Here is a 22,112-nt window from a genome sequence, read left to right as displayed (position 1 = left end):
CAAATGATATCAAATCATTAATCGATTTAAATATTTTGAAAGTTGTTTAAATCGTTTATATATGCGAAAAGTTTCACGGTTGCCCAAAGGATTGGCGCTGTTCGTTCGTCCAATCCATGTCGAGGTAGGATTGTGGCCTGCGGCACCCCGCGCGTGACAGCGGACAAGGCCTATGCCACATTTTGTACCTAATTTGTCCTGCAAAAGCCCCTTCTCTACGAAAGAAGGGACAGCTCATGAGGGAGCCGCTTGAAATGGCAACAATCGCGCTTGTCGATGACGACCGCAACATTCTGACGTCGGTGTCGATCGCCCTCGAATCCGAGGGATATCGCGTCGAGACCTACACGGATGGTGCGTCCGCGCTGGAAGGCCTGGCGGCGCGTCCGCCGAATCTTGCCATCCTCGACATCAAGATGCCGCGCATGGACGGCATGGAGCTTTTGCGCCGGATGCGCCAGAAGTCCGACCTGCCGGTCATCTTCCTGACTTCCAAGGACGACGAGATCGATGAATTGTTCGGCCTCAAGATGGGCGCCGACGATTTCATCCGCAAACCGTTCTCGCAGCGCCTGCTGGTCGAGCGGGTGCGCGCCGTGCTGCGCCGTGCCAGCGCCCGCGAGGCTGCGGCAAAGGCGCCCAGCCAGCAGGCCCGCTCGCTCGAGCGCGGCCAGCTCGTCATGGACCAGGAACGCCACACCTGCACCTGGAAGGGCGAACCGGTGACGCTCACCGTCACCGAATTCCTGATCCTGCATTCGCTGGCGCAGCGTCCCGGCGTCGTAAAAAGCCGTGATGCGCTGATGGATTCAGCCTATGATGAGCAGGTCTATGTCGACGACCGCACGATCGACAGCCACATCAAGCGGCTGCGCAAGAAGTTCAAGGCCGTCGACGACGACTTCGAGATGATCGAAACCCTTTACGGAGTCGGATACCGGTTCCGCGAAGCGTAATTTGATGTATGTCGAGCAAACGCGGCCCCGGCCCAGGGGCTGCGGCATGCATCGAACCGAAGACTAAGCAGGGACTGCTATTCGATGGCAGTGGAAGCACAGCGAAGCAGGCCGACGGGCGCCAGGCGGCCGTCGCGCATCATGCCGTCCTTCGTGTCGAAAATCACGGTACCGATGCGCCGCTTCCTCGGCCATCATATCTTTTCCAGCCTGACGCGGCGCATCCTGTTCCTCAACCTTGCCGGCCTCGCCGTCCTGGTCACCGGCATCCTCTATCTTAACACCTTCCGCGACGGGCTGATCGATGCCCGCGTCGAAAGCCTGATGACACAAGGCGAGATCATCGCCGGGGCGATCGCGGCGTCGGCGACGGTCGAGACCGATTCGATCAGCATCGACCCGGAAAAGCTGCTTGAACTGCAGGCCGGCGAAAGCCTGGGGCCGGGCTCGGACCAGCTCGACAATCTCGATTTCCCGATCAATCCCGAACGTGTCGCGCCGGTGCTGCGACGGCTGATCTCGCCGACCCGAACGCGGGCCCGCATCTATGACCGCGACGCCAATCTGCTGCTCGATTCGCGCCACCTCTATTCGCGCGGCCAGATCCTGCGCTACGACCTGCCGCCGGTCGAGGAGGAAGAGCCCGACCTGGTCGAGCGCGTCCAGAAGTTCATCTTCGACTTCTTCCGCAACACCGACCTGCCGGTCTATCACGAGCAGCCCGGTGGCAATGGTGCTGCCTTCCCGGAAGTGGTCAAGGCACTGACCGGCAGCCCGTCGACCATTGTGCGCGTCTCCGAACAGGGCGAGCAGATCGTCTCGGTGGCGGTGCCGATCCAGCGCTTCCGCGCCGTTCTCGGCGTCTTGATGCTGTCGACTGAAGGCGGCGACATCGACAAGATCGTCGCCGCCGAGCGCAAGGCGATCCTGCGCGTCTTCGGCATCGCGGCACTCGTCACCGCCATCCTGTCGATGCTTTTGGCCTCAACCATCGCCAACCCGCTGCGCCGGCTGTCAGCGGCAGCGGTGCGGGTCAGGCGCGGCGTCAAGAGCCGCGAGGAAATCCCCGATTTTTCCGACCGGCAGGACGAGATCGGCAATCTGTCGGTCGCCGTGCGCGACATGACCAACGCGCTCTACGCCCGCATCGAGGCGATCGAAAGCTTCGCCGCCGACGTGTCGCATGAGTTGAAGAACCCGCTGACCTCGCTGCGCAGCGCGGTGGAAACCCTGCCGCTGGCCAAGAACGACAATTCGCGCAGCCGGCTGATGGACATCATCCAGCATGACGTCCGGCGGCTGGACCGGTTGATCACCGATATTTCCGACGCCTCCCGTCTCGACGCCGAGCTCGCGCGGGAGGATGCAGGCACAGTCGACCTGAAGAAATTCATCACCGACCTCGTCGCCGTGTCGCGCGAGACCACGCGCAACAAGAAAGCGGTCGAGATCGAGCTCAAGGTCGCCAAGCTGCCGCAAGGCGTCAAAGGCTATTTCGTCGCCGGCCACGATCTGCGCATCGGCCAGGTCGTCACCAATCTGATCGAGAATGCGCGCTCCTTCGTTCCCGAGGACCATGGCCATATCAGCCTGTCGCTGGCGCGTGCCGGCAAGTTCAACATCCTCACCGTCGACGACAATGGTCCCGGCATCCGCGCCGACAACATCGACCGCATCTTCGAACGCTTCTACACCGACCGGCCGGCCGGCGAGGCGTTCGGCCAGAATTCGGGCCTTGGCCTGTCGATCTCCAGGCAGATCGTCGAGGCCCATGGCGGCACGCTGACCGCCGAAAACATCCCCGGCACCAAGCCGGGCGAGATCAAGGGCGCGCGTTTCGTCGTGACGCTGCCGGCCGAAGCATGATCCCGCGAAGTGGAAGCCGGTTTTCTCGGACGAACTGTTCCGTTCGTCCAGACATCATGCCTCATCCAAAGACGTGATCGGGCATGATCGTGCCTGATCCTGTTGCTCCGCCTGAAAACATCCATGGAACCGCGATCCTGATCGGCGAGCGCGGCGTCCTTATCACTGGGCCGTCCGGTGCCGGCAAGACGACGCTGGCGCTCACACTCCTGGACCATTGTCGCGCGCGCGGGTTGTTCTCGCGGCTGATCGGCGACGATAGGCTGCTCGCCACGGCCCACGCCGGGCGGCTGGTCTGTCGCGTGCCGGCGACCATCGCCGGTCTCGCCGAAGTGCCTGGGTTCATGCCGCGTCCGCTGCCGTTCGAGCCGGGTGGAGTGATCGACCTGCATGTGAGGCTGGTGCCAAAGCCAGAGATGGCCCGTTTCCAGGAGGAAATCAGCGAGCCGGTCGCAGGCTGCCCGGTGCCGCGTATCGACCTTGCCGAGCGTAACGCCGCCACGGCCCTGCCCGCCGTGATGGCGCGGCTGTCGATCGCGCCTTTTCTATGATCCGGTCAGAGTTTTTTGCTGCAATGCGTCAAAATGGCATGGGCCGGCGCAATTTTGGGCTTGTCAACGGGCCGCGCGTCGACAAGATAGCGCTCCCGCCGCCTGGAATGGCTGGCGAGCATAAAATGCGCCTGTGAAGCGGCGATGACGGGAGCCACCAAAGAATGATCGGACTCGTGCTTGTAACGCACGGTCAACTGGCCACCGAGTTCCGACATGCCGTCGAACATGTCGTCGGGCCACAAGACAATTTCGAAACCGTGGCGATCGGTGCCGACGACGATATGGAACAGCGTCGCCGCGACATCGTCGACGCGGTCGCACGCGTGGATACCGGAGCGGGCGTCATCGTGCTCACCGACATGTTCGGCGGCACGCCGTCGAACCTCGCCATTTCGGTAATGGAGTCCGGCCGCACCGAGGTGATCGCCGGCATGAACCTGCCGATGCTGATCAAACTGTCCTCGATCCGCAAGGGCGACAACATGGCAGCCGCGCTCGACGAGGCGCAAGCTGCCGGCCGCAAATACATCAACGTCGCCAGCCAGCTTCTGAGCAGCAAATGAGCATGGTGTCGTCGGAAAAGGACCAAATCGTCCGGGAGTTTCCGATCGTCAACCAGCGCGGCCTGCATGCACGCGCCTCGGCGAAATTCGTCCAGCTCGCCAGCGGCTTCAACGCTTCAGTGCATGTCGAGAAGGACGGCCTCAAGGTCGGCGGCACGTCGATCATGGGCCTGATGATGCTTGCCGCCAGCCCGGGCTACTCGATCCGCGTCACCGCCAGCGGGCCGGAGGCGCTCGAGGTCATGGACGCGCTGGAGCAGCTTGTCGCCTCCCGCTTCGGCGAGGAATGCTGATCCCGAACGCCGGCCAGACATGTCCGCGAGACATGCAGGGATAAAGATTTCTTTATATCCCATTGTCGTCTCGACAGCGATCTGCTAGTCAGGCCGGCAATTCGCGCCCTTCGACGCGCCGACCAGCGCGGGCGCATCCGCAACCAATTCGCAAGCACATCAAATCGCACGGAGCACTGCCATGACGGGTAGCAAGGATTATGTGGTCGCCGACATCTCGCTTGCCGGCTGGGGCCGCAAGGAACTCGATATCGCCGAAACCGAAATGCCGGGCCTGATGGCCTGCCGCGAGGAATTCGGCGCCAAGAAGCCGCTGAAGGGCGCGCGCATCACCGGCTCGCTGCACATGACCATCCAGACCGCGGTGCTGATCGAGACGCTGAAGGCGCTCGGCGCCGATATCCGCTGGGCCTCCTGCAACATCTTCTCGACCCAGGACCATGCGGCGGCGGCCATCGCCGAAGCCGGCATTCCGGTGTTCGCCGTCAAGGGCGAGAGCCTCGAACAGTATTGGGACTACACCGACCGGATCTTCCAGTGGACCGACGGCGGCCTCTCCAACATGATCCTCGATGATGGCGGCGACGCCACCATGTACATCCTGATCGGCGCCCGCGCCGAAGCCGGCGAGGACGTGCTGTCCAACCCGCAGAGCGAGGAAGAAGAGTATTTCTACGCCCAGGTCAAGAAGCGCCTGAAGGCTTCGCCCGGCTTCTTCACCAAGCAGAAGGCGGCGATCCGCGGCGTCACCGAAGAGACGACCACCGGCGTCAACCGGCTTTACCAGCTGCAGAAGAAGGGCCTGCTGCCCTTCCCCGCCATCAACGTCAACGATTCGGTCACCAAGTCGAAGTTCGACAATAAGTATGGCTGCAAGGAATCGCTGGTCGACGGCATCCGTCGCGGCACCGACACGATGATGGCCGGCAAGGTCGCGGTCGTCTGCGGCTATGGCGACGTCGGCAAGGGCTCGTCGGCCTCGCTTAAGGGCGCCGGCGCCCGCGTCAAAGTCACCGAGGTCGACCCGATCTGCGCGCTGCAGGCGGCGATGGACGGCTTTGAAGTCGTCACGCTGGAAGACGCGGCGCCGACCGCCGATATCGTCATCACCACCACCGGCAACAAGGATGTCGTCACCCTCGACCATATGCGGTCAATGAAGGACATGGTGATCGTCGGCAATATCGGCCACTTCGACAACGAGATCCAGGTCGCCTCGCTGCGCAATCTGAAGTGGACCAACGTCAAGCCGCAGGTCGACATGATCACCTTCCCGGACGGCAAGCGGATGATCCTGCTGTCGGAAGGCCGCCTGCTCAATCTCGGCAACGCCACCGGCCATCCGAGCTTCGTCATGTCGGCATCCTTCACCAACCAGGTGCTGGCCCAGATCGAGCTGTTCAGCAAGGGTGAGCAGTACCAGAACCAGGTCTATGTCCTGCCCAAGCATCTCGACGAGAAGGTCGCGCGGCTGCACCTCGACAAGCTCGGCGCCCGCCTGACCGAACTGTCGGGTGAGCAGGCCGCCTATATCGGCGTCACGCCGCAAGGTCCGTTCAAGCCGGAACACTACCGCTATTAACCAAAGCTAAATTTACTACCAGATATTGAGGCCGGGCGATTGACTTTTCGCCCGGCTTTATTTTTGCGCGCGATCAGCCTTCACGGCGATTCGGCGAGGGTTTATTGTCAGGTGATTCGCGACGCTTCCGGCCCGAGAGGGGATCAGAGAGGCGCGTTTCAGGGCGGTCTTGCATTCAGGCGGCGGAGAGGACCAAGACATGCCGGGGCAAAACCCGCACGGAGCGGGATCGGCCGTTTCCGGCGGCCATGACGATTCGGGGACCATAGGCTCGGCCACTCAGGGTGGGCGCCTTTCATGGCGTGCTCGCGCGGGACTGTTCCTGGCCAGTTCAGCACTTGCCTATCCTTTGGCCAGCGCCGTGGCGCATGCCGAGAACGCCGCTGTGGCGACGGCCGGCCTGTCGATCAGCACGGTCGAGGTCATGCAGCTTGCGGTGTTCGTCGGCGTGACGGGCGCGGCGCTTTTGTCGGCCATCGTTCTCATCCGTGAACGGGCTCGTACCTCGGCGGAGAATGTCGAACTGAGAAGCCGCGTCGCCGACGTCAACGCGGCACTGCGCCGTTCGGAAGCGCTGCTCAATCTGCGCGACCAGCGCGTGGTCGTCTGGGCCTCGGAAAACAAGAAGCCCGAACTCATCGGTACATTGCCGGTCGAAAGCGGCGCGCCGGAGGAGCGGGCGGCATTTCTGGCCTTCGGCCGCTGGCTGATGCCGCGCTCGGCGGCGGCGCTCGAGCATGCCATCGCGGGCTTGCGCGAAAAGGCGAGGCCCTTCGACCTGGTCATCGAATCGCAGGCCGGCGCACCGCTCGAAGTGCATGGCCGCAAGAGCGCGGCGCATATACTGGTGCGGTTTGTCTCGCTTTCCGAGACCCAGCGCAGCCAGGCCCGGCTGAAGATCGACAACCAGCGGCTGGCCGCCGACCATGACACGATGATCGGCCTGCTCGAGGCGCTGAAGATGCCGGCATGGCTGCGCGACGAGCACGGGCGCCTGAAATGGGTCAACCGGGCCTATGCCGACGCGGTCGAAGCCGAAAGCGCGGAAGCCGCCGTTCGCGACGCCAAGGAATTCCTCGGCGGCCAGGCGCGTGAGGCAATCGACACCCAGCACAAATCGCATCCGGTCTTCGAGCAGTCGCTATCCACTGTCATCGAAGGCGACCGCCGTGTCTTCGCGGTGACCGACTTCGCCGGCCCGGACGGTTCGGCCGGGCTTGCCTGCGACACCAGCGCCATCGAGACCATTCGCGGCGAATATGAGCGGACGGTGCGCAGCCATGCCGACACGCTCGACCAGCTCAACACCGCCGTCGCCATCTTCGACACTGACGAGAAGCTGCGCTTCTTCAACCAGGCCTTCCAGAAACTGTGGGGCCTAGACTCTGGCTTCCTGCTCAGCGCGCCCGACAATGCGCTTTTGCTCGACCGGCTGCGCAGCGAAGGCAAGATCGCCGAGCAGCCCGAATGGCGCCGCTGGAAAGAAGGCCTGCTCGGCGCCTACCGCGCGGTGGAATCGCAGGAGCATTGGTGGCATCTGCCTGACGGGAAGACCATCCGCGTCGTCGCCAACCCGCAGCCCAAGGGCGGCGTCACCTGGGTGTTCGAGAACCTGACCGAAAAGATGGACCTGGAAAGCCGCTACCGGACCGCGGTGCGCGTCCAGGGCGAGACGCTCGACAATCTCGCTGAGGGCGTGGCGGTGTTCGGCCCCGACGGCCGGCTACGGCTGTCGAACCCGGCCTTTGCCACGCTGTGGGGCCTGGGCACGGAGGCCGCCAAGCCCAATGTGCACGTTTCGACGATCCGCGATCTTAGTGACCGGCAGGCGGTCGACAGCCCCTGGCCCGGCTTCGTCGCCGCCATTACCGGTTTCGACGACGAACGCCGCGAACGCCACGGCCAGACCGAGCTCAACAACGGCATCGTGCTGCGTTACGCCGTGATTCCGCTGCCCAACGGGCAAGTGATGATGACTTTCGTCGACGTCACCGACAGCGTGAATGTCGAACGCGCGCTGAAGGACAAGAACGAGGCGCTGGAAAAGTCCGACCAGCTCAAGAACGACTTCGTCCAGCACGTGTCCTACGAACTGCGTTCGCCGCTGACCAACATCATCGGCTTCACCGAACTGCTTTCCGTGCCGACGACCGGACCACTGAATCAAAAGCAGCGTGAGTATGTCGAGCATGTCAGCTCATCCTCCTCGGTGCTGCTGACCATCGTCAACGACATACTCGACCTCGCGACCGTCGATGCCGGCATCATGCAGCTCGACATTTCCGAAGTGCATGTCGACCGCACCATCGCAGCGGCAGCGGAACTCGTTGCCGACCGGCTGCAGGAACATTCGATCCGGCTCGAGGTCGATGCCGCTGCGGCGCCGAAGACGTTCCACGGCGACGAGACCCGCATCCGCCAGATCCTCTACAATCTGCTCAGCAACGCCGCCAACTACGCGCCAGAGGCCAGCACCATCCGGCTCGCCTGCCGGCATCTGGCGGACGGGGTGGAATTCTCGGTTCATGACGACGGTCCTGGCATGCCGCCGGATGTGCTTGATTCGGTGTTCCGCCGCTTCGAACCGCGCACCAATGGCGGCCGCCGGCGCGGCGCCGGGCTCGGCCTGTCGATCGTCAAGAGCTTCGTCGAACTGCATGGCGGCCACGTTCGCATCGAAACCGGCAAGGACAAGGGCACGACCGTCATCTGCACCTTCCCCGACATGCCGGGCATCCGCGCCGCGGCCGAGTAGCGCGCTCGATGACGGGACCCGTGCTGGAGCGTTTGCTCGCGGATGAGACGCAGACCTCGCGGCTGGGCGAGGATCTGGCGCTGTCCCTGCGTGCCGGCGACGTGCTGGCGCTCAAGGGCGATCTCGGCGCCGGCAAATCGACATTGGCGCGGGCGCTGATCCGAGCGCTGGCCGATGATGCCGGCCTCGACGTGCCGAGCCCGACCTTCACCCTGGTGCAGAGCTACGACACGCGCATTCCGGTGCACCATTTCGACCTCTACCGCCTGTCCTCGGCAGCCGAGCTCGACGAACTGGGCTTCGACGAAGCGCTGACACAAGGGGCCGCCCTGGTCGAATGGCCCGAGCGGGCGGAAGGTTATCTGCCGAAGACGACGCTCTCGATCGAACTCGTCCAGCATGGCGAGGGCCGGCTGGCACGGCTGTCGGGACAAGGGCCAGCCTTCGACCGCGCGGCGCGGTCGCTGGCGATGCGCGGTTTCCTCGAGACTGCCGGCTGGGGCGAAGCGCGGCGCCGCCATTTCATCGGCGATGCCTCGGCCCGCTCCTACGAGATCGTGACGCTTGCCGGCCAGGAGCCGCGCGTGCTGATGAACTCGCCGCGGCTGGTGCTCGGCCCGTCCGTGCGCGACGGCAAACCCTATGCGGTGATCGCCCACACCGCCCAGTCGGTCTCGGCCTTCGTCGCCATCGACCGCGCCTTGAAGGCCGGCGGCGTCAGCGTTCCCGAAATCCATGCCGAGGACCAGGACCAAGGCTTCCTGCTCATCGAACATCTCGGTTCGGAGGGGTTTCTCGGCAGGGACGGCGAGCCGGTGGCCGAGCGCTACACGGCGGCGGCCGAGCTGCTGGCCATGATGCATGGCAAGACCTGGCCGCGGCGCCTGCAAGCCGGACCGGGCAGCTTTCACGAAGTGCCGCCGTTCGACCGCGATGCGATGATGATCGAAGCCGATTTGCTGGTCGACTGGTATGTGCCGGCGATATCAGGTCAACCGCCAAGCGATGCCTTGCGCGCCGGCTACGCCAGGGAATGGAACGCGCTTTTCGACCGGCTTAACAGCAGCGAATACACGCTGATGCTGCGCGACTTCCATTCGCCCAACATCATCTGGCGCGGCGACCGAACCGGCCATGACCGGCTGGGCATCGTCGATTTCCAGGATGCGCTGATCGGGCCTTCAGCCTATGACGTCGCTTCGCTCGCCATGGACGCCCGCGTCACCATAGCGCCCGAGATTGAGAAGCGGACGCTTGATGCCTATGTCGCGGCGCGTCACGCCGCGGGGGCTTTCAACGAAGCGAGTTTCCTGGAGGCCTATGCAATCATGGCCGCGCAGCGCAATTCCAAGATTCTCGGCATTTTCGTACGGCTCGAAAAACGCGACGGCAAACCCTATTATTTGAAGCACCTGCCGCGCATCCGCGACTATCTGCGCCGGGCGCTGTCCCATCCGGCGCTTGCCAGCCTGCGGGTTTTCTACGAGGCGCACGGGCTGCTTGAGGAACGAACGCTGTGACAAGACCGGATACCGCCATCGTGCTCGCCGCCGGGCTTGGCAAGCGCATGCGGCCGATCACCGATACGATCCCCAAGCCGCTGGTCAGGATCGCTGGCAAGACCTTGCTCGACTGGGGCCTCGACAGCCTCGCCGCCGCCGGCGTCGCCAAGGCCGTGGTCAACGTCCATTATCTTCCCGAACAGATCGTCGCCCATGTCGCGGCGCGCCATGTGCCCCGCATCATCATTTCCGATGAGAGCGACCGGCTGCTCGATTCCGCTGGCGGCATCGTCAAGGCGCTGCCGGAATTGGGTCAAAAGCCGTTCTACATCCTCAATGCCGACACCTTCTGGATCGACCACGGGCCGCTTAATCTCGGGCGGCTCGCCCTTGCATGGGACGCTGCGAAAATGGATATTCTGCTGATGCTGGCGGATCTCCATCAGGCGACCGGACACTGTGGCAGCACCGATTTCCTGGTGGCGCCGGATGGCGCCCTGCGGCGTTCAAAAGGCGATCCGGCGGGCCTGATCTATGCCGGTGCGGCGATCATCCATCCGCGCCTGTTCGCGGACGCATCGGCCGAACCGCATTCGCTCAATGCCTATTTCGACAAAACCATTGCCGCCGGCCGCCTGTTCGGCATGCCCATGCACGGCCACTGGATCACCGTCGGTACGCCCGATGCTATCCCGCAGGCGGAAGCAGCGGTCGCCGGCGCGCTAGCCGAGATGCAATGAGCGGCTCAAGCCGCGTTTTCTCGATCCCCCCCGGAGCGCCGTTTCTGCCGACGCTGGCCGAGGCGCTGCTTGCCGGCCGCCTGGTCCCGGGATTTCGTTTCGATGGCGATCCGCTCGCTCTCGCCGATGTCACCATCTACGTGCCGACGCGCCGCGCCGCGCGCGCCTTGCGCGGTGTCTTCGTCGACAGTCTGAAGGCACGCGGCGGCGGCGGTTCGGCGATCCTGCCGGTCATCCGTCCGCTCGGCGAGTTCGACGAGGATGGGGCCGCGTTCGACGCCGAGCCATCGGCGGCCATCGATCTCGCGCCACCGATCGCGGCGATCGAACGCCTGTTGCTGCTGACGCCGCTGGTGCGGGCCTGGAAACGCCGGCTGCCGGAGCATGTGGCAAAGCTTTTCGCCGAGGAAATCGTCATCCCCGCCTCCACCGCCGACGCGATCTGGCTGGCGCGCGATCTCGCCGGGCTGATGGACGAGATCGAGACCGAAGGCACCGACTGGGCGAAGCTCGCCGACCTGGTGACCGGAAACCTCGCCGGCTGGTGGCAGGTGACGCTCGAATTCCTCGGCATCGTCACCGATGCCTGGCCGAAATTCCTCCGGGAGAGCGACCGCTCCAATCCGGCGGCGCATCGCAGCGCGCTGATCCGTTCCGAGGCGGCGCGGCTGCGGCGCAATCCGCCGGCCGGACCGGTCATCGCAGCGGGATCGACCGGCTCGATACCGGCCACGGCGGAACTGCTTGCCGCGATCGCCCGCCTGCCCGGCGGCGCCATCGTGCTGCCCGGGCTCGACCGGACGCTGGACGAAGCATCCTTCCAGGCACTGGTCGCCCCTGGCGCGCGGCCGGCCGTGCTTGGCCACCCGCAATATGGCCTGGCCAGGCTGATCGGCAAGATCGGCGTGCTGCGCGGCGATGTCGAGGAACTCGGCCCGCCTGAGCCGCAACTTACGCTTCGCGCCGCGCTTGTCGGCGAAGCGCTGCGGCCGGCGGAGACCACCGAATTGTGGGCCGAGACGCGCAGCGGGTTTTCAGCGTCCGACATTGCCGGCGCCTTCGCCGAGGTGACGCTGCTGGAAGCGGCGAGCGAACGCGACGAAGCCGTCGCCATCGCCGTCGCGCTCAAGCAAGCGGTCGAACAGCCCGGCCAGAGGGCGGCTCTCGTCACCGGCGACCGCGCACTGGCGCGACGAGTGTCGGTCGAACTGAGGCGCTTCGGCGTCGTCGCCGACGATTCCGGCGGCACGCCGCTCGCCAACAGCCCGGCGGCCAGCCTGCTCCGGCTGGCGCTCGAAGCGGTGTTCCGGCCGGGCGATCCCGTCGGCCTGCTGTCCCTGCTCAAGCACCCGCTGCTCAGCCTCGGCCTCGAACGCGCCGCTGTACGCCACGCGGCCGGACTGGTCGAACTGGTGGCGCTGCGCGGCGGCACCGGCCGCCCCGACATCGTTTCGCTGCCGGAATTGTTCGAAGCCCGGCTCACCGGCCTCGGCGGCGACAGCCGGCCGCCCTTCTGGTTTTCCCGTCTCACCGTGCGCTCCATCGAAGATGCGCGGAATTTGCTCGAACGTCTCACCCAAGCGTTGGCGCCGCTTTCGGCGTTTCGCGTCCAGACGGATGCCGACCTTGCCGCGCTGGTCAAAGCCAGCGTTGTGGCCGTGGAGAACCTCGGCCGTTCCGCCGATGGCGGCCTGGGCGAACTCTATGCCGGTGACGCCGGTGAAAAACTCGCCGAACTGCTGCGCGGGCTGGTCGCGGCATCGGCGCCGCTGTCTTTTGCTGCCAGCGAATGGCCCGATGTGATGGACGCGCTGATCGCACCCGAGACGGTCAAACCGGCGCAAGGTACGGACAGGAACATCGCCATCTGGGGCGCGCTGGAAGCGCGGTTGCAGGATGTCGACACGCTGGTCATCGGCGGGCTCAACGAAGGTGTCTGGCCGCGCAAGCCGGAGAGTGACCGCTTCATGTCGCGGCTGATGAAAACCGGCATCGATCTCGAACCGCCGGAACGGCGCATCGGTCTCGCCGCGCATGATTTCCAGATGGCGATGGGCGCGAGACATGTCGTGCTGGCCCGCTCGGCGCGTTCCGGCGACGCACCGGCCGTGCCGTCACGCTGGTTGCAGCGGCTGCTCACCTTCATCGGCAATGACCAGGCGGCAGCTTTGCGCCGGCGTGGCGACGAGCTGCTCGCATGGGCACGCACGCTCGATACCGCACCGAAGCAGGATTTCGCGCCGCGACCGCAACCGAAGCCGCCATTGGCGGTGCGCCCAACGCATTTCTCGGTCACCGAGATCGAGACTTTGCGCCGCGATCCCTACGCCGTCTATGCCAGACGGATCCTCGGCCTGATGCCGCTCGATCCGTTGATCCGCGATCCCGGTGCCGCCGAACGCGGCACGCTGTTCCACGCCATCCTGCACCTGTTCTCGTCGCGCGTTGCCGATCCGCGCGCGCCCGATGCACTGGCCGGCCTCATCGCCGCCGGCCGTGCCTGCTTTGCCGACGCCGCCCTTCCGGCCGATGTCGAAGCGGTGTGGTGGCCGCGCTTCGAAAAACTCGCCGCCAACATCGTCGAATGGGAGCGCACGCGCGCCGATGCGGTGGTCCGGCGCCATGCCGAGGAGCGTGCGGGAAAGACCGTTGTCGGCCAGTCCGGCGTGACGCTGTCCGGCTACGCCGACCGCGTCGATTTGCTGGCCGGCGGCATGGCCGACATACTGGACTACAAGACCGGCTCCTCGCCCTCGAAGGCACAGGCGCACACGCTGCTGGCGCCGCAGCTGGCGCTGGAAGGCGCGCTGCTGCGGCGCGGCGCCTTCAAGGATTTGGGCGCGCGCGAGCCGTCGCAACTGGCCTTCATCAGGCTGAAGCCGAATGGCGAGGTGTTCGAGGAGTCCATTCTCGAGCACAACCGCCAGCCGCGAACCGCCGCCGATCTTGCCGAAGAGGCGTGGGCACGGCTGGACAAGCTTTTGATCCACTATGCCGACCCGCAGACCGGCTATCTGTCGCGCGCGCTGCCGTTTCGCGAGGGCGAGGCCGATGGCGACTACGACCATCTCGCCCGTGTGCTCGAGTGGTCGGCCGGCGGCGATGCCGGCGACGAGGGAGGGGAGGCATGAAGAAGGCCTATCCCATCCCGAGCGACACAGCCAACAGCCAGGCCCGCGCCGCCGATCCGCAGAATTCGGCATGGGTGTCGGCCAATGCCGGCTCCGGCAAGACCCATGTGCTGGCGCAGCGCGTCATCCGGCTGCTGCTCAACGGCACCGACCCGTCGAAGATCCTGTGCCTGACCTATACGCGCGCCGCCGCCGCCAACATGTCGAACCGGGTTTTTTCCACGTTGTCGGACTGGACGGTGCTCGGCGACGCAGAGCTGGCCGCAAAGATCGAGGCGCTCGAAGGGCGCCGGCCCGACCGCGACACGATGCGCCGGGCACGGCGCCTGTTCGCCGAGGCGCTGGAAACGCCGGGCGGGCTGAAGATCCAGACCATCCACGCCTTCTGCGAATCCGTGCTCCACCAGTTCCCGCTGGAAGCCAACATCCCGGCCCATTTCGAGATGCTCGACGGCCAGATGGAGGCATCGCTTTTCGCCGCCGCGCGCCGCGAGATGATCTCCGGCACGGCTGCCGGCAACCCGGATCTGGCCGACGCCTTCGCCACCGTACTGGAGCGCGGCGGCGAGGCCGGTCTCGATGCCCTGCTCGGCGAAATCGTGCGCAAGCGCGACGGGTTGCGTCATTTCCTCTACGCGGTCGGGCGCGACGGCTTCCAGCCTTTGTTCGACGAATTCCATTTCCGCCCTGGCCAGACCGCCGAAGGGATTGCAGCATCGGTCTGGCCGTTGCCAGGCTTCCTGCCCGACTATTTCGCCGGCTTCGCCCAGGCCGCCGAATCCACCGACGCCCGATCGGTGCTGAACAACATCCTGCCCTATGCGCGCCAGGCTTTCGCCGAGAGCGATCCTGTTCGCCGCCTGCAATTGCTCGCGAGAGCCTTCCTCAAGACCGACGGCGATCCCTACGATCCGACAAAGGCCTTCAAGAAAGCCCTGACCGACCGGCTGCCGGACCTCGCCGAGCGCTATGTCTCGGCGGCAAGCGCCATCATCGAAACCGTCGACCGGCTGGCGCTGTTCCGCATGCTGGAAGGCACACGTGCGGCACTGACCATCGCCGACTGGCTGATCGCCCGCTACGAGGTGCTGAAGCGCAGCCGCGGCTTTCTCGACTTCAACGATCTGATCACCCGCACGGTCAACCTTTTGGCGCGACCCGATGCTGGACCCTGGGTGCAATACAAACTCGACCAGGGCATCGACCACATCCTGCTCGACGAGGCGCAGGACACCAGCCCGGATCAATGGGAGGTGGTGAAGCGGCTGGCGGAAGAATTTTTCGCCGGCCTCGGCGCGCGCGACCGGGTCCACCGCACGGTGTTTGCCGTCGGCGACGAGAAGCAGTCGATCTATTCCTTCCAGGGCGCTGCGCCGGACTCCTTCGCCGACAGCCGGCTGCTGTTTGCCGGACGGGTGCGCGATGCCGAGGCGTCCTTCGCCGACCTCAAGCTCACCTGGTCGTTCCGCTCGACCGACGACGTGCTGGCCGCCGTCGACCGCGTCTTTGCCGATCCGATCGTGCGGCGCGGCATCAGCCATGATCCCGATCCGCTGAGCCACAAGGCAATCCGCACCGATGCGCCGGGCTATGTCGAGGTCTGGCCGTCGATCGGCGCCGATATCGTCGACGAGCCCGACGACTGGACGCAAGCCATCGACCACGCCCATGCGCCGGCGGTGCGCGTTGCCGAGAACGTCGCGGCGACCATTGCCGGCTGGATCGGCAAAAGCGAGATCATCGAAGGCCGCGGCAAGCGGCTGCGGCCGGGCGATGTGCTGGTGCTGGTGCGCAAGCGCGACAGTTTTGTCCACGCGCTGACGCGGGCGCTCAAGCGCCGCGACATTCCGGTCGCCGGCGCCGACCGGCTGAGCCTGCCCGGCCACATCGCCGTCAAGGATTTGATCGCGCTCGGCCATCTCCTCATCCAGCCGCAGGACGACCTGTCGCTGGCCGCCGTGCTGCGCAGCCCGATCTTCGACCTGCCGGAGGAGGCGCTGTTCACGCTCGCCGCGCAGAGGCCGCCCGGCCTGTCGCTGGCCGCGTCACTACGCCAGCATGCCGAAGGAGACGAACGCTTGGCGAAGATCGTCGCGCAACTCGACATCTGGACCGACGAGGCCGCTTTCAAGCCGGTGTTCGAATTCTATGCCGGCCTGCTGGCGCGTGATGGCGTGCGCAGAAAAATGATCGCGCGGCTCGGGCCGGAGGCCGGCGATATTCTCGATGAGTTCCTGAGCTTCTGCCTTGCCGAAGAACGGACCGGCCTGCCCGGTCTGGAAGCCTTCCTGTCGACGCTGGAGAATGCCGGCCCCGAGATCAAGCGCGAGATGGACCAGACGCGTGACGAGGTCCGTGTCATGACGGTGCACGCCGCCAAGGGTCTGGAGGCGCCGGTGGTGTTCCTGGTCGATGGCGGCTCCGCCCCGTTCAGCGACCAGCATCTGCCGCGCCTGATGCCCTTCGACGGCTCGCGCACGTACTGGGAGGGCAAGGGCTATCTCTGGCGTTCGGCCAGCGACGTCGCCAACGGCTTTTCGAAGGCGGCGGCGGCGCGAGCACGGGAACTTGCCGACGATGAATACCGAAGGCTGCTCTATGTCGGCATGACCCGCGCCGAGGACCGGCTGATCGTCTGCGGCTATCACGGCAAGCGGGCGCCGAACGTCGGCACCTGGCATTCGATCGTCAGCCGCGCGCTGATCGGCGCGCCGGAAAGCGAACAGCGTGCGCATCCCGTCGGCGGCGAGCCGGTGCACCGTTTCCATGTCACCAAACTGCCGCCCGTCGCGCCGAGCGCCGACGAGCAGGCGCGGCAGGCCGATGCTTTCGAGCCGTTGCCGGCGACCCTGTCCCGGCCCTTGCCGCCTTTCGAGGATCTGCCCCGGCCGCTGTCGCCATCCGGCGCCTCGGCGCTGATCGACGAAGGCAAGGAAGCGGTCGTCGACAAGGCTTCGCCAGTGCTGGACGCCGATGCCGAGCCCGGCTTTGCCGTCCTGCGCGGGCTCGCTTTGCACAAGCTGCTGCAGATGTTGCCCGGCATTGCCGAAGACGAACGCCAAGGCGCAGCCGAGCGCTATCTCGCGCGAACAGGTGTCGCGTGGCCGCCGTCAGAGCGGGACAAGGCCTTGGCATCGGTCATCGCCATCCTTGCCGACCCTCGCCTCGGCCAATTGTTCGCACCATCTTCTCGCGCCGAGGTGGCGATCATGGGCAGCCTGGAGGTCCGGGGTAAAACGCGGTCGATTTCCGGCAAAATCGACCGGCTGGCGGTGACGGCGGACACGGTTTCGATCATCGACTACAAGACCAACCGGCCGGCGCCCACCTCGCTAGCCGAGGTTCCGCCGGCCTATCTGCTGCAGCTGGCGCTCTATCGCGCCCTGCTCAAGCCGCTTTATCCCGGGCGGGATGTCAAGGCGGCCCTCTTGTTCACCGAAGCGCCACGGCTGATCGAACTGCCGGCCGGGGCCATGGATGACGCCCTTGCCCGACTCACAGGAGCGTGACACAAGACCTGCTTGAAGAAGGGCGCGACAGCCACCACATTTGGTGCGACAAAGAACTCTCGAAAGGAATTTTCCGCATGGGTGCCACCGTCAAGGTCGACAAGAACAATTTCCAGGCCGACGTGCTCAACGCCAAAGAGCCGGTCGTGGTGGATTTCTGGGCTGAATGGTGCGGCCCGTGCAAGATGATCGGCCCGTCGCTGGAAGAGATCGCCAACGAGCTCGGCGGCAAGGTTAAGATCGCCAAGCTCAACATCGACGAGAACCCTGAGCTTGCTGCACAGTTCGGCGTGCGCTCAATCCCGACGCTGATGATCTTCAAGGGCGGCGAAGTGGCCGACATGAAGGTCGGTGCCGCGCCCAAGACCGCGCTGTCGCACTGGATCAATGGCAGCCTCGCCTGATCCAACTGAAATTCCCGATAGCAAGAGCCCGGCCATCGCGCCGGGCTTTTTGTTGGCGCCATCGGCCAACCCGCTCTGGCCCTCACATCGGGGCACACGATGTCTTCTGTTGGCAGCAGAAACAGGAGAGCGACATGACCGGATCCGCCAAGGCCACCGTCTTCATCGACAATGAGCGCGTCATCGTCACCGAGTACCGCTTCCAGCCGGGCGACAACACCGGCTGGCATCGCCACGGCCACGACTATGTCGTGGTGCCGCTGATGGACGGCAAGCTGAAGCTGGTGACCAAGGACGGCGAAACCTTTGCCGAGATGAAGAAAGGCGCGCCCTATTTCCGCAAGGAAGGCGTCGAACACGACGTCATCAGCGCCAATGACGGCGAATATGCTTTCATCGAGATCGAGCTGAAGTGATCCGCTGTTGAACGCTGATTGGGGTGCTGGAAACCCATCACGGTGATGGCGTGCCATCATCTGCCATCTTGATGGCAGACACGCATCGGTCTATATCTCTCCAAAAGGGAGTTTGAAATGGCCGAACCACAGCTCTCAGTCCGCAGCGCTAAAGCACGTGACCTGGCTCATAGGCTTGCTCGTCGCGAGAACCGCTCGATAGCCGACGTGGTCGAACGCGCGCTTGAATCCTACGAGATCCGGGAAGCTGGCCGCGAACCCGCCTCAACCTTCTATGCCAGCCTGACCGCAAGCAGTGGCGTCGACATTGATCTGGAGAAAGTTATTCGCGGAGGTCGCGAGGTTCATTCAGGAATTGAGCTTTGATTTTCGTCGATACCAACGTGATTTCGGAGTCTCTGAAGAAGACGCCGGACCCAGCCGTGCTGGCGTGGCTTGTGCGCAATGACGCCGAACTGGCCCTTCCCACAGTGACGATTGCTGAAATCGCCTTCGGTATTCAAAAGATACGACCTGACGAGCGTGCGGATCGGCTGGAACAGGGACTTTCCCGATGGCGGCATCGATTTGCCGACCGGATTTTTGGACTGACGGAAGAGGCTGCCTTGGCTTACGGCGAGATCATGGGGGCCGCGACGCACCAAGGTCGCGGCATGTCGGCTCCCGATGGCATGATCGCGGCGATAGCGCGCGTGAATGGAGGCCGGCTGGCGACGCGCAATCTCAACGACTTCGCTCCGGCCAAGCTTGAGCTGATCTCGCCTTGGGATTTCTAGAGCATGTCTATAGCGTTTCACCGTTTCATGGAAACGGCGAACCGCTCTAACTCTTTGTTTTGACGCAATTCCCAAAGGGAAAGCGCTACGCGCTTTTCCCGGGAAAACCGCTCACACTTTTCCTGGAATTGCTCTAGTCACCAGTCGGCGATCCGGTCCCCGCCGGTGAACTGCGCGCTTTTTGCGGTGTATTCGAACAGCTCGATCTTCACGCCGTTGGGATCGCGGATCCAGGCCTGAAAGGTGTCGTCGCAGGCGTGCTTCTTGGCGGTCACGTCGATGCCCTTCGACTTGATGTGGGCGATCGCGGCGTCGATGTCTTCGACTTCCAGGCAGAAATGGTTGATCTGGTTGAGTTCGTTGTAAGTGGTGGCATTCTTCTGGAACACCTCGACATGGCTGCGGCCGCCGCAATCGAGGTAGAAGCCGAAAATCTCGCCGTCGCGCAGGAAATTGAACCGCGTGTCCAGCCCGAGCACGTCGCGGTAGAAGCTTCGCGTCGCTTCCAGGTCATGCGCGAAAATGCAGACATGGGCGAGCTGCTTTACCTTGATCATCACAGGCTCCCTGCGTCGGTCATCAAATGCTTACGTCGGCGGCGTGCCGTTCTCGGCCAATACTGCCCCGGCCAGATAGAGCGACCCGCCGATCAGGATGCGCGGCGGCGGGCCGTCCCAGGTGTCGCGCAGCAGCATCAGTGCGTTGGCGACGGAACTCACCGGCTCGGCGGTCAGCCCGGCTTCAGTGGCGCGGATCGCAAGCTCGTCGTTCGGCACGCCGGCGTCGCTCAGGCTCACCGGCACGGTGTAGACATGCCGGACAAGGCCTTTGAAGGCGCGGAAATAGCCGCTCTGGTCCTTGGTGTTGATCATGCCCGAGATAAGGAAGAGCGGGCGCGGGTTCTTTTCCTCCTGCTCGGCCAGCGCCTCGGCGACGACGACGCCGGCGCCCGGATTGTGACCGCCGTCGAGCCAGATGTCGGCGCCCTTCGGCGCCAGCTCCGCCAGCCGCCCCTGTACCAGTTTCTGCATGCGGCCGGGCCAGGCAACATGGGTCATCGCCTTCTCGGCGGCGCGGTGGCTGATCTCGAAGCCGGCCGCCTTGACCGCGGCGATCGCGGCGGCGGCATTGGCGAACTGGTGGCGCCCGGGCAGACGCGGCGGCGGCAGGTCCATCAGGCCGTCTTCGTCCTGATAGACCATGCGGCCGTTTTCCTCGAAGGCGAGGAAATCCTGGCCGTAGACGAAGGTCGGGCACTCCAGCCGCTCTGCGGTCTCGATCAGCACCTGCAGCGCCGTCTCGCTTTCCTGCGCGCCAATCACCACCGGGCAGCCGCGCTTCATGATGCCGGCCTTTTCAGCCGCGATCAGTTCGACCCGGTCGCCAAGATAGGCTTCGTGGTCCATCGACACCGGCATGATCACCGAGACGGCGGGCCTGGCGACAACATTGGTGGCATCGAAGCGGCCGCCGAGACCGACCTCGATGATGGCGGCTTCGGCCGGATGTTCGGAAAACAAGATGAAGGTGACGGCGGTGAGGATCTCGAAGACGGTGATCTTCTGGCCGTCATTGGCCTTGGCGACGCGGGCAATGGCCTCGGCGAAGGTCTCATCGTCGACGAGTTTGCCGCCGCCTTCGGCGGCCAGCCGGTAGCGCTCGGCCCAGTTCACCAGATGCGGCGAGGTGTGGACATGGACAAGGTGGCCGGCGGCTTCAAGCAGCGCGCGGGAAAAGGCGGCGCAGGAGCCCTTGCCGTTGGTGCCGGCAATATGAATGACCGGCGGCAGCAAGTCCTGCGGATTGCCCAGCCGCTCCAAGAGCCGCGTGATGCGGTCGAGCGAAAGGTCAAAACCTTTCGGATGAAGCGCCATCAGGGCTTCGATTTCGCGGTCGGCGGCGAGCGTTGTCATGACAGAATCCTGGCGCACGGCCCGGGGACCAGAATCAATTCCGGAATGGCCATGGCAATCAAAAGGCTACAGCGCGCCATGGACATGACGCAATCACTGTTCGCGGCGGTCAAAGTCGTGTTTTGTGCATGTCGTTTTCCCAAAACCGAGGTCACTTTTGGGCGACATGCACAGTGTCGCGTCAGGCCTGCGGCCTGGCTTCGGCAGGGATCACCGCCGGCGGCAGGATTTCCGGCTCCAGCGGTTTTTCCGCCTCCGGCATCTTGAGCAGCATCTTCAGCAGCCGTGCGATCGTGGCCCGCATCTCCAGCCTGGACACCACCATGTCGACCATGCCGTGCTCCATCAGATATTCGGAGCGCTGGAAACCATCGGGCAGCTTTTCACGGATGGTCTGTTCGATGACGCGCGGGCCGGCAAAGCCGATCAGCGCGCCAGGTTCGGCGATATGCACGTCGCCCAGCATGGCGTAGGAAGCCGTGACGCCGCCGGTGGTCGGGTTGGTCAGCACGACGATGTAGGGAAGGCCGGCTTCCTTCAGCCGGTCGACACCAACCGTGGTGCGCGGCAATTGCATCAGGGACAAAATGCCTTCCTGCATGCGGGCGCCGCCGGAAGCGGCGAACAGGATCAGCGGCCGCTTGCGCTGCAAGGCGACTTCGAAGCCGTGCACGATAGCGTCACCGGCGGCCATGCCGAGCGAGCCGCCCATGAAGGCGAAGTCCTGCACTGTTACCACCACCGGCAGGCCCTCGACGGTGCCCAGTGCGTTGATGATCGCGTCTTCGAGGCCGGTCTTGGCCTTGGCATCCTTCAGCCGGTCGACATAGCGCTTCTCGTCACGGAATTTCAGCGGATCCTGCATGACCTTGGGATTGTCCAGGGTCTCGTACTTGCCGTCATCGAAAAAGAATTTCAGCCGCTCCTTGGCCGAGATCTTCATGTGGTGGCCGGATGACGGAATGACGAACTGGTTGGATTCCAAATCCTTGTGGAACACCATTTCGCCGGTCTCCGGATCCTTGATCCAGAGGTTCTCGGGCATGTCGGTGCGCCGGCCGAGCATCGAATTGATCTTCGGGCGAACGTAATTGGTGATCCAGTTCATCGCTTCGGCTCCTGTCCTGACGAAGAGTTGGCTAAAAACGTAGG

The 22,112-nt window shown here is 64.5% G+C and carries 18 protein-coding genes; 15 read left to right on the top strand and 3 right to left on the bottom strand.

From position 1 onward, the window contains the following. Window positions 1-254 precede the first annotated feature (254 nt). From CKW40_RS15360 to CKW40_RS15290, 15 genes are all read left to right on the top strand, one after another. Complete coding sequence (locus tag CKW40_RS15360; protein ID WP_010912942.1) at window positions 255-956, top strand: response regulator transcription factor; 702 nt, start codon at window positions 255-257, stop codon at window positions 954-956. An 84-nt stretch (window positions 957-1,040) separates the two neighbouring features. Continuing rightward, window positions 1,041-2,822: a sensor histidine kinase gene (locus CKW40_RS15355; protein WP_095200753.1), complete on the top strand. Its 1,782-nt coding sequence runs from the start codon at window positions 1,041-1,043 to the stop codon at window positions 2,820-2,822. A gap of 89 nt (window positions 2,823-2,911) precedes the next feature. Then, complete coding sequence (locus CKW40_RS15350) at window positions 2,912-3,373, top strand: HPr kinase/phosphorylase (RefSeq protein ID WP_095201014.1); 462 nt, start codon at window positions 2,912-2,914, stop codon at window positions 3,371-3,373. Window positions 3,374-3,537: 164 nt separating this feature from the next. Further along, on the top strand, window positions 3,538-3,939 hold the full coding sequence (locus tag CKW40_RS15345; protein WP_010912939.1) for a PTS sugar transporter subunit IIA: 402 nt from the start codon (window positions 3,538-3,540) through the stop codon (window positions 3,937-3,939). After that, entirely contained in the window at window positions 3,936-4,232 is a 297-nt protein-coding gene (locus CKW40_RS15340) for an HPr family phosphocarrier protein (protein ID WP_095200752.1), read from the top strand. Before CKW40_RS15345 ends, CKW40_RS15340 begins: the two co-directional genes overlap by 4 nt. A 181-nt stretch (window positions 4,233-4,413) precedes the next feature. Further along, window positions 4,414-5,814: an adenosylhomocysteinase gene (gene ahcY, locus CKW40_RS15335; RefSeq protein ID WP_027040652.1), complete on the top strand. Its 1,401-nt coding sequence runs from the start codon at window positions 4,414-4,416 to the stop codon at window positions 5,812-5,814. A 199-nt stretch (window positions 5,815-6,013) separates the two neighbouring features. After that, on the top strand, window positions 6,014-8,569 hold the full coding sequence (locus CKW40_RS15330) for a sensor histidine kinase (RefSeq protein ID WP_095200751.1): 2,556 nt from the start codon (window positions 6,014-6,016) through the stop codon (window positions 8,567-8,569). 8 nt (window positions 8,570-8,577) lie between these two features. Then, window positions 8,578-10,089, top strand: coding sequence for a tRNA (adenosine(37)-N6)-threonylcarbamoyltransferase complex ATPase subunit type 1 TsaE (tsaE, locus tag CKW40_RS15325; protein WP_095200750.1), 1,512 nt, complete (start codon window positions 8,578-8,580; stop codon window positions 10,087-10,089). Beyond that, entirely contained in the window at window positions 10,086-10,811 is a 726-nt protein-coding gene (locus CKW40_RS15320) for a nucleotidyltransferase family protein (RefSeq protein WP_280175389.1), read from the top strand. The genes tsaE and CKW40_RS15320 overlap by 4 nt, the downstream gene beginning before the upstream one ends. Next, window positions 10,808-13,942: a double-strand break repair protein AddB gene (gene addB / locus CKW40_RS15315; protein WP_095200749.1), complete on the top strand. Its 3,135-nt coding sequence runs from the start codon at window positions 10,808-10,810 to the stop codon at window positions 13,940-13,942. Before CKW40_RS15320 ends, addB begins: the two co-directional genes overlap by 4 nt. After that, window positions 13,939-17,451 carry a double-strand break repair helicase AddA gene (gene addA / locus CKW40_RS15310; protein WP_095200748.1) on the top strand — a complete coding sequence of 1,171 codons (3,513 nt, stop codon included), beginning with the start codon at window positions 13,939-13,941 and terminating at the stop codon, window positions 17,449-17,451. Before addB ends, addA begins: the two co-directional genes overlap by 4 nt. 77 nt (window positions 17,452-17,528) lie before the next feature. Further along, complete coding sequence (gene trxA / locus CKW40_RS15305) at window positions 17,529-17,855, top strand: thioredoxin (RefSeq protein WP_095200747.1); 327 nt, start codon at window positions 17,529-17,531, stop codon at window positions 17,853-17,855. Window positions 17,856-17,989: 134 nt separating this feature from the next. Beyond that, entirely contained in the window at window positions 17,990-18,271 is a 282-nt protein-coding gene (locus CKW40_RS15300; RefSeq protein ID WP_019862676.1) for a cupin domain-containing protein, read from the top strand. Window positions 18,272-18,388: 117 nt separating this feature from the next. Next, a complete protein-coding gene (locus CKW40_RS15295; RefSeq protein WP_095200746.1) occupies window positions 18,389-18,637 on the top strand; it encodes a type II toxin-antitoxin system VapB family antitoxin in 249 nt (82 codons plus the stop codon). Continuing rightward, on the top strand, window positions 18,634-19,047 hold the full coding sequence (locus CKW40_RS15290) for a type II toxin-antitoxin system VapC family toxin (RefSeq protein WP_095200745.1): 414 nt from the start codon (window positions 18,634-18,636) through the stop codon (window positions 19,045-19,047). Before CKW40_RS15295 ends, CKW40_RS15290 begins: the two co-directional genes overlap by 4 nt. Window positions 19,048-19,184: 137 nt before the next feature. Here the strand turns inward: CKW40_RS15290 and CKW40_RS15285 are convergent, their stop codons facing one another. The 3 genes from CKW40_RS15285 to accD form a co-directional block, all read right to left on the bottom strand. Continuing rightward, window positions 19,185-19,604 carry a VOC family protein gene (locus tag CKW40_RS15285; protein WP_095200744.1) on the bottom strand — a complete coding sequence of 140 codons (420 nt, stop codon included), beginning with the start codon at window positions 19,602-19,604 and terminating at the stop codon, window positions 19,185-19,187. 30 nt (window positions 19,605-19,634) lie between these two features. Further along, window positions 19,635-20,960: a bifunctional folylpolyglutamate synthase/dihydrofolate synthase gene (locus tag CKW40_RS15280; protein WP_095200743.1), complete on the bottom strand. Its 1,326-nt coding sequence runs from the start codon at window positions 20,958-20,960 to the stop codon at window positions 19,635-19,637. Window positions 20,961-21,141: 181 nt separating this feature from the next. Next, a complete protein-coding gene (accD, locus tag CKW40_RS15275) occupies window positions 21,142-22,068 on the bottom strand; it encodes an acetyl-CoA carboxylase, carboxyltransferase subunit beta (RefSeq protein WP_095200742.1) in 927 nt (308 codons plus the stop codon). Window positions 22,069-22,112: the final 44 nt, after the last annotated feature.

The sequence above is a fragment of the Mesorhizobium carmichaelinearum genome (assembly GCF_900199455.1).
Classification (GTDB): domain Bacteria; phylum Pseudomonadota; class Alphaproteobacteria; order Rhizobiales; family Rhizobiaceae; genus Mesorhizobium; species Mesorhizobium carmichaelinearum.
The sequence above is the reverse complement of the archived record's forward strand: the minus strand, read 5'-3'. Positions and strand labels throughout refer to the sequence as shown.

Bases quoted from the DNA above. Each gene is read 5' to 3' on its own strand.
- CKW40_RS15360 (WP_010912942.1), top strand. From the start codon at position 255: ATGGCAACAATCGCGCTTGTCGATGACGACCGCAACATTCTGACGTCG.
- CKW40_RS15355 (WP_095200753.1), top strand. From the start codon at position 1,041: ATGGCAGTGGAAGCACAGCGAAGCAGGCCGACGGGCGCCAGGCGGCCG.
- CKW40_RS15345 (WP_010912939.1), top strand. From the start codon at position 3,538: ATGATCGGACTCGTGCTTGTAACGCACGGTCAACTGGCCACCGAGTTC.
- CKW40_RS15340 (WP_095200752.1), top strand. From the start codon at position 3,936: ATGAGCATGGTGTCGTCGGAAAAGGACCAAATCGTCCGGGAGTTTCCG.
- ahcY (WP_027040652.1), top strand. From the start codon at position 4,414: ATGACGGGTAGCAAGGATTATGTGGTCGCCGACATCTCGCTTGCCGGC.
- CKW40_RS15330 (WP_095200751.1), top strand. From the start codon at position 6,014: ATGCCGGGGCAAAACCCGCACGGAGCGGGATCGGCCGTTTCCGGCGGC.
- tsaE (WP_095200750.1), top strand. From the start codon at position 8,578: ATGACGGGACCCGTGCTGGAGCGTTTGCTCGCGGATGAGACGCAGACC.
- addB (WP_095200749.1), top strand. From the start codon at position 10,808: ATGAGCGGCTCAAGCCGCGTTTTCTCGATCCCCCCCGGAGCGCCGTTT.
- addA (WP_095200748.1), top strand. From the start codon at position 13,939: ATGAAGAAGGCCTATCCCATCCCGAGCGACACAGCCAACAGCCAGGCC.
- trxA (WP_095200747.1), top strand. From the start codon at position 17,529: ATGGGTGCCACCGTCAAGGTCGACAAGAACAATTTCCAGGCCGACGTG.
- CKW40_RS15300 (WP_019862676.1), top strand. From the start codon at position 17,990: ATGACCGGATCCGCCAAGGCCACCGTCTTCATCGACAATGAGCGCGTC.
- CKW40_RS15295 (WP_095200746.1), top strand. From the start codon at position 18,389: ATGGCCGAACCACAGCTCTCAGTCCGCAGCGCTAAAGCACGTGACCTG.
- CKW40_RS15285 (WP_095200744.1), bottom strand. From the start codon at position 19,604: ATGATCAAGGTAAAGCAGCTCGCCCATGTCTGCATTTTCGCGCATGAC.
- CKW40_RS15280 (WP_095200743.1), bottom strand. From the start codon at position 20,960: ATGACAACGCTCGCCGCCGACCGCGAAATCGAAGCCCTGATGGCGCTT.
- accD (WP_095200742.1), bottom strand. From the start codon at position 22,068: ATGAACTGGATCACCAATTACGTTCGCCCGAAGATCAATTCGATGCTC.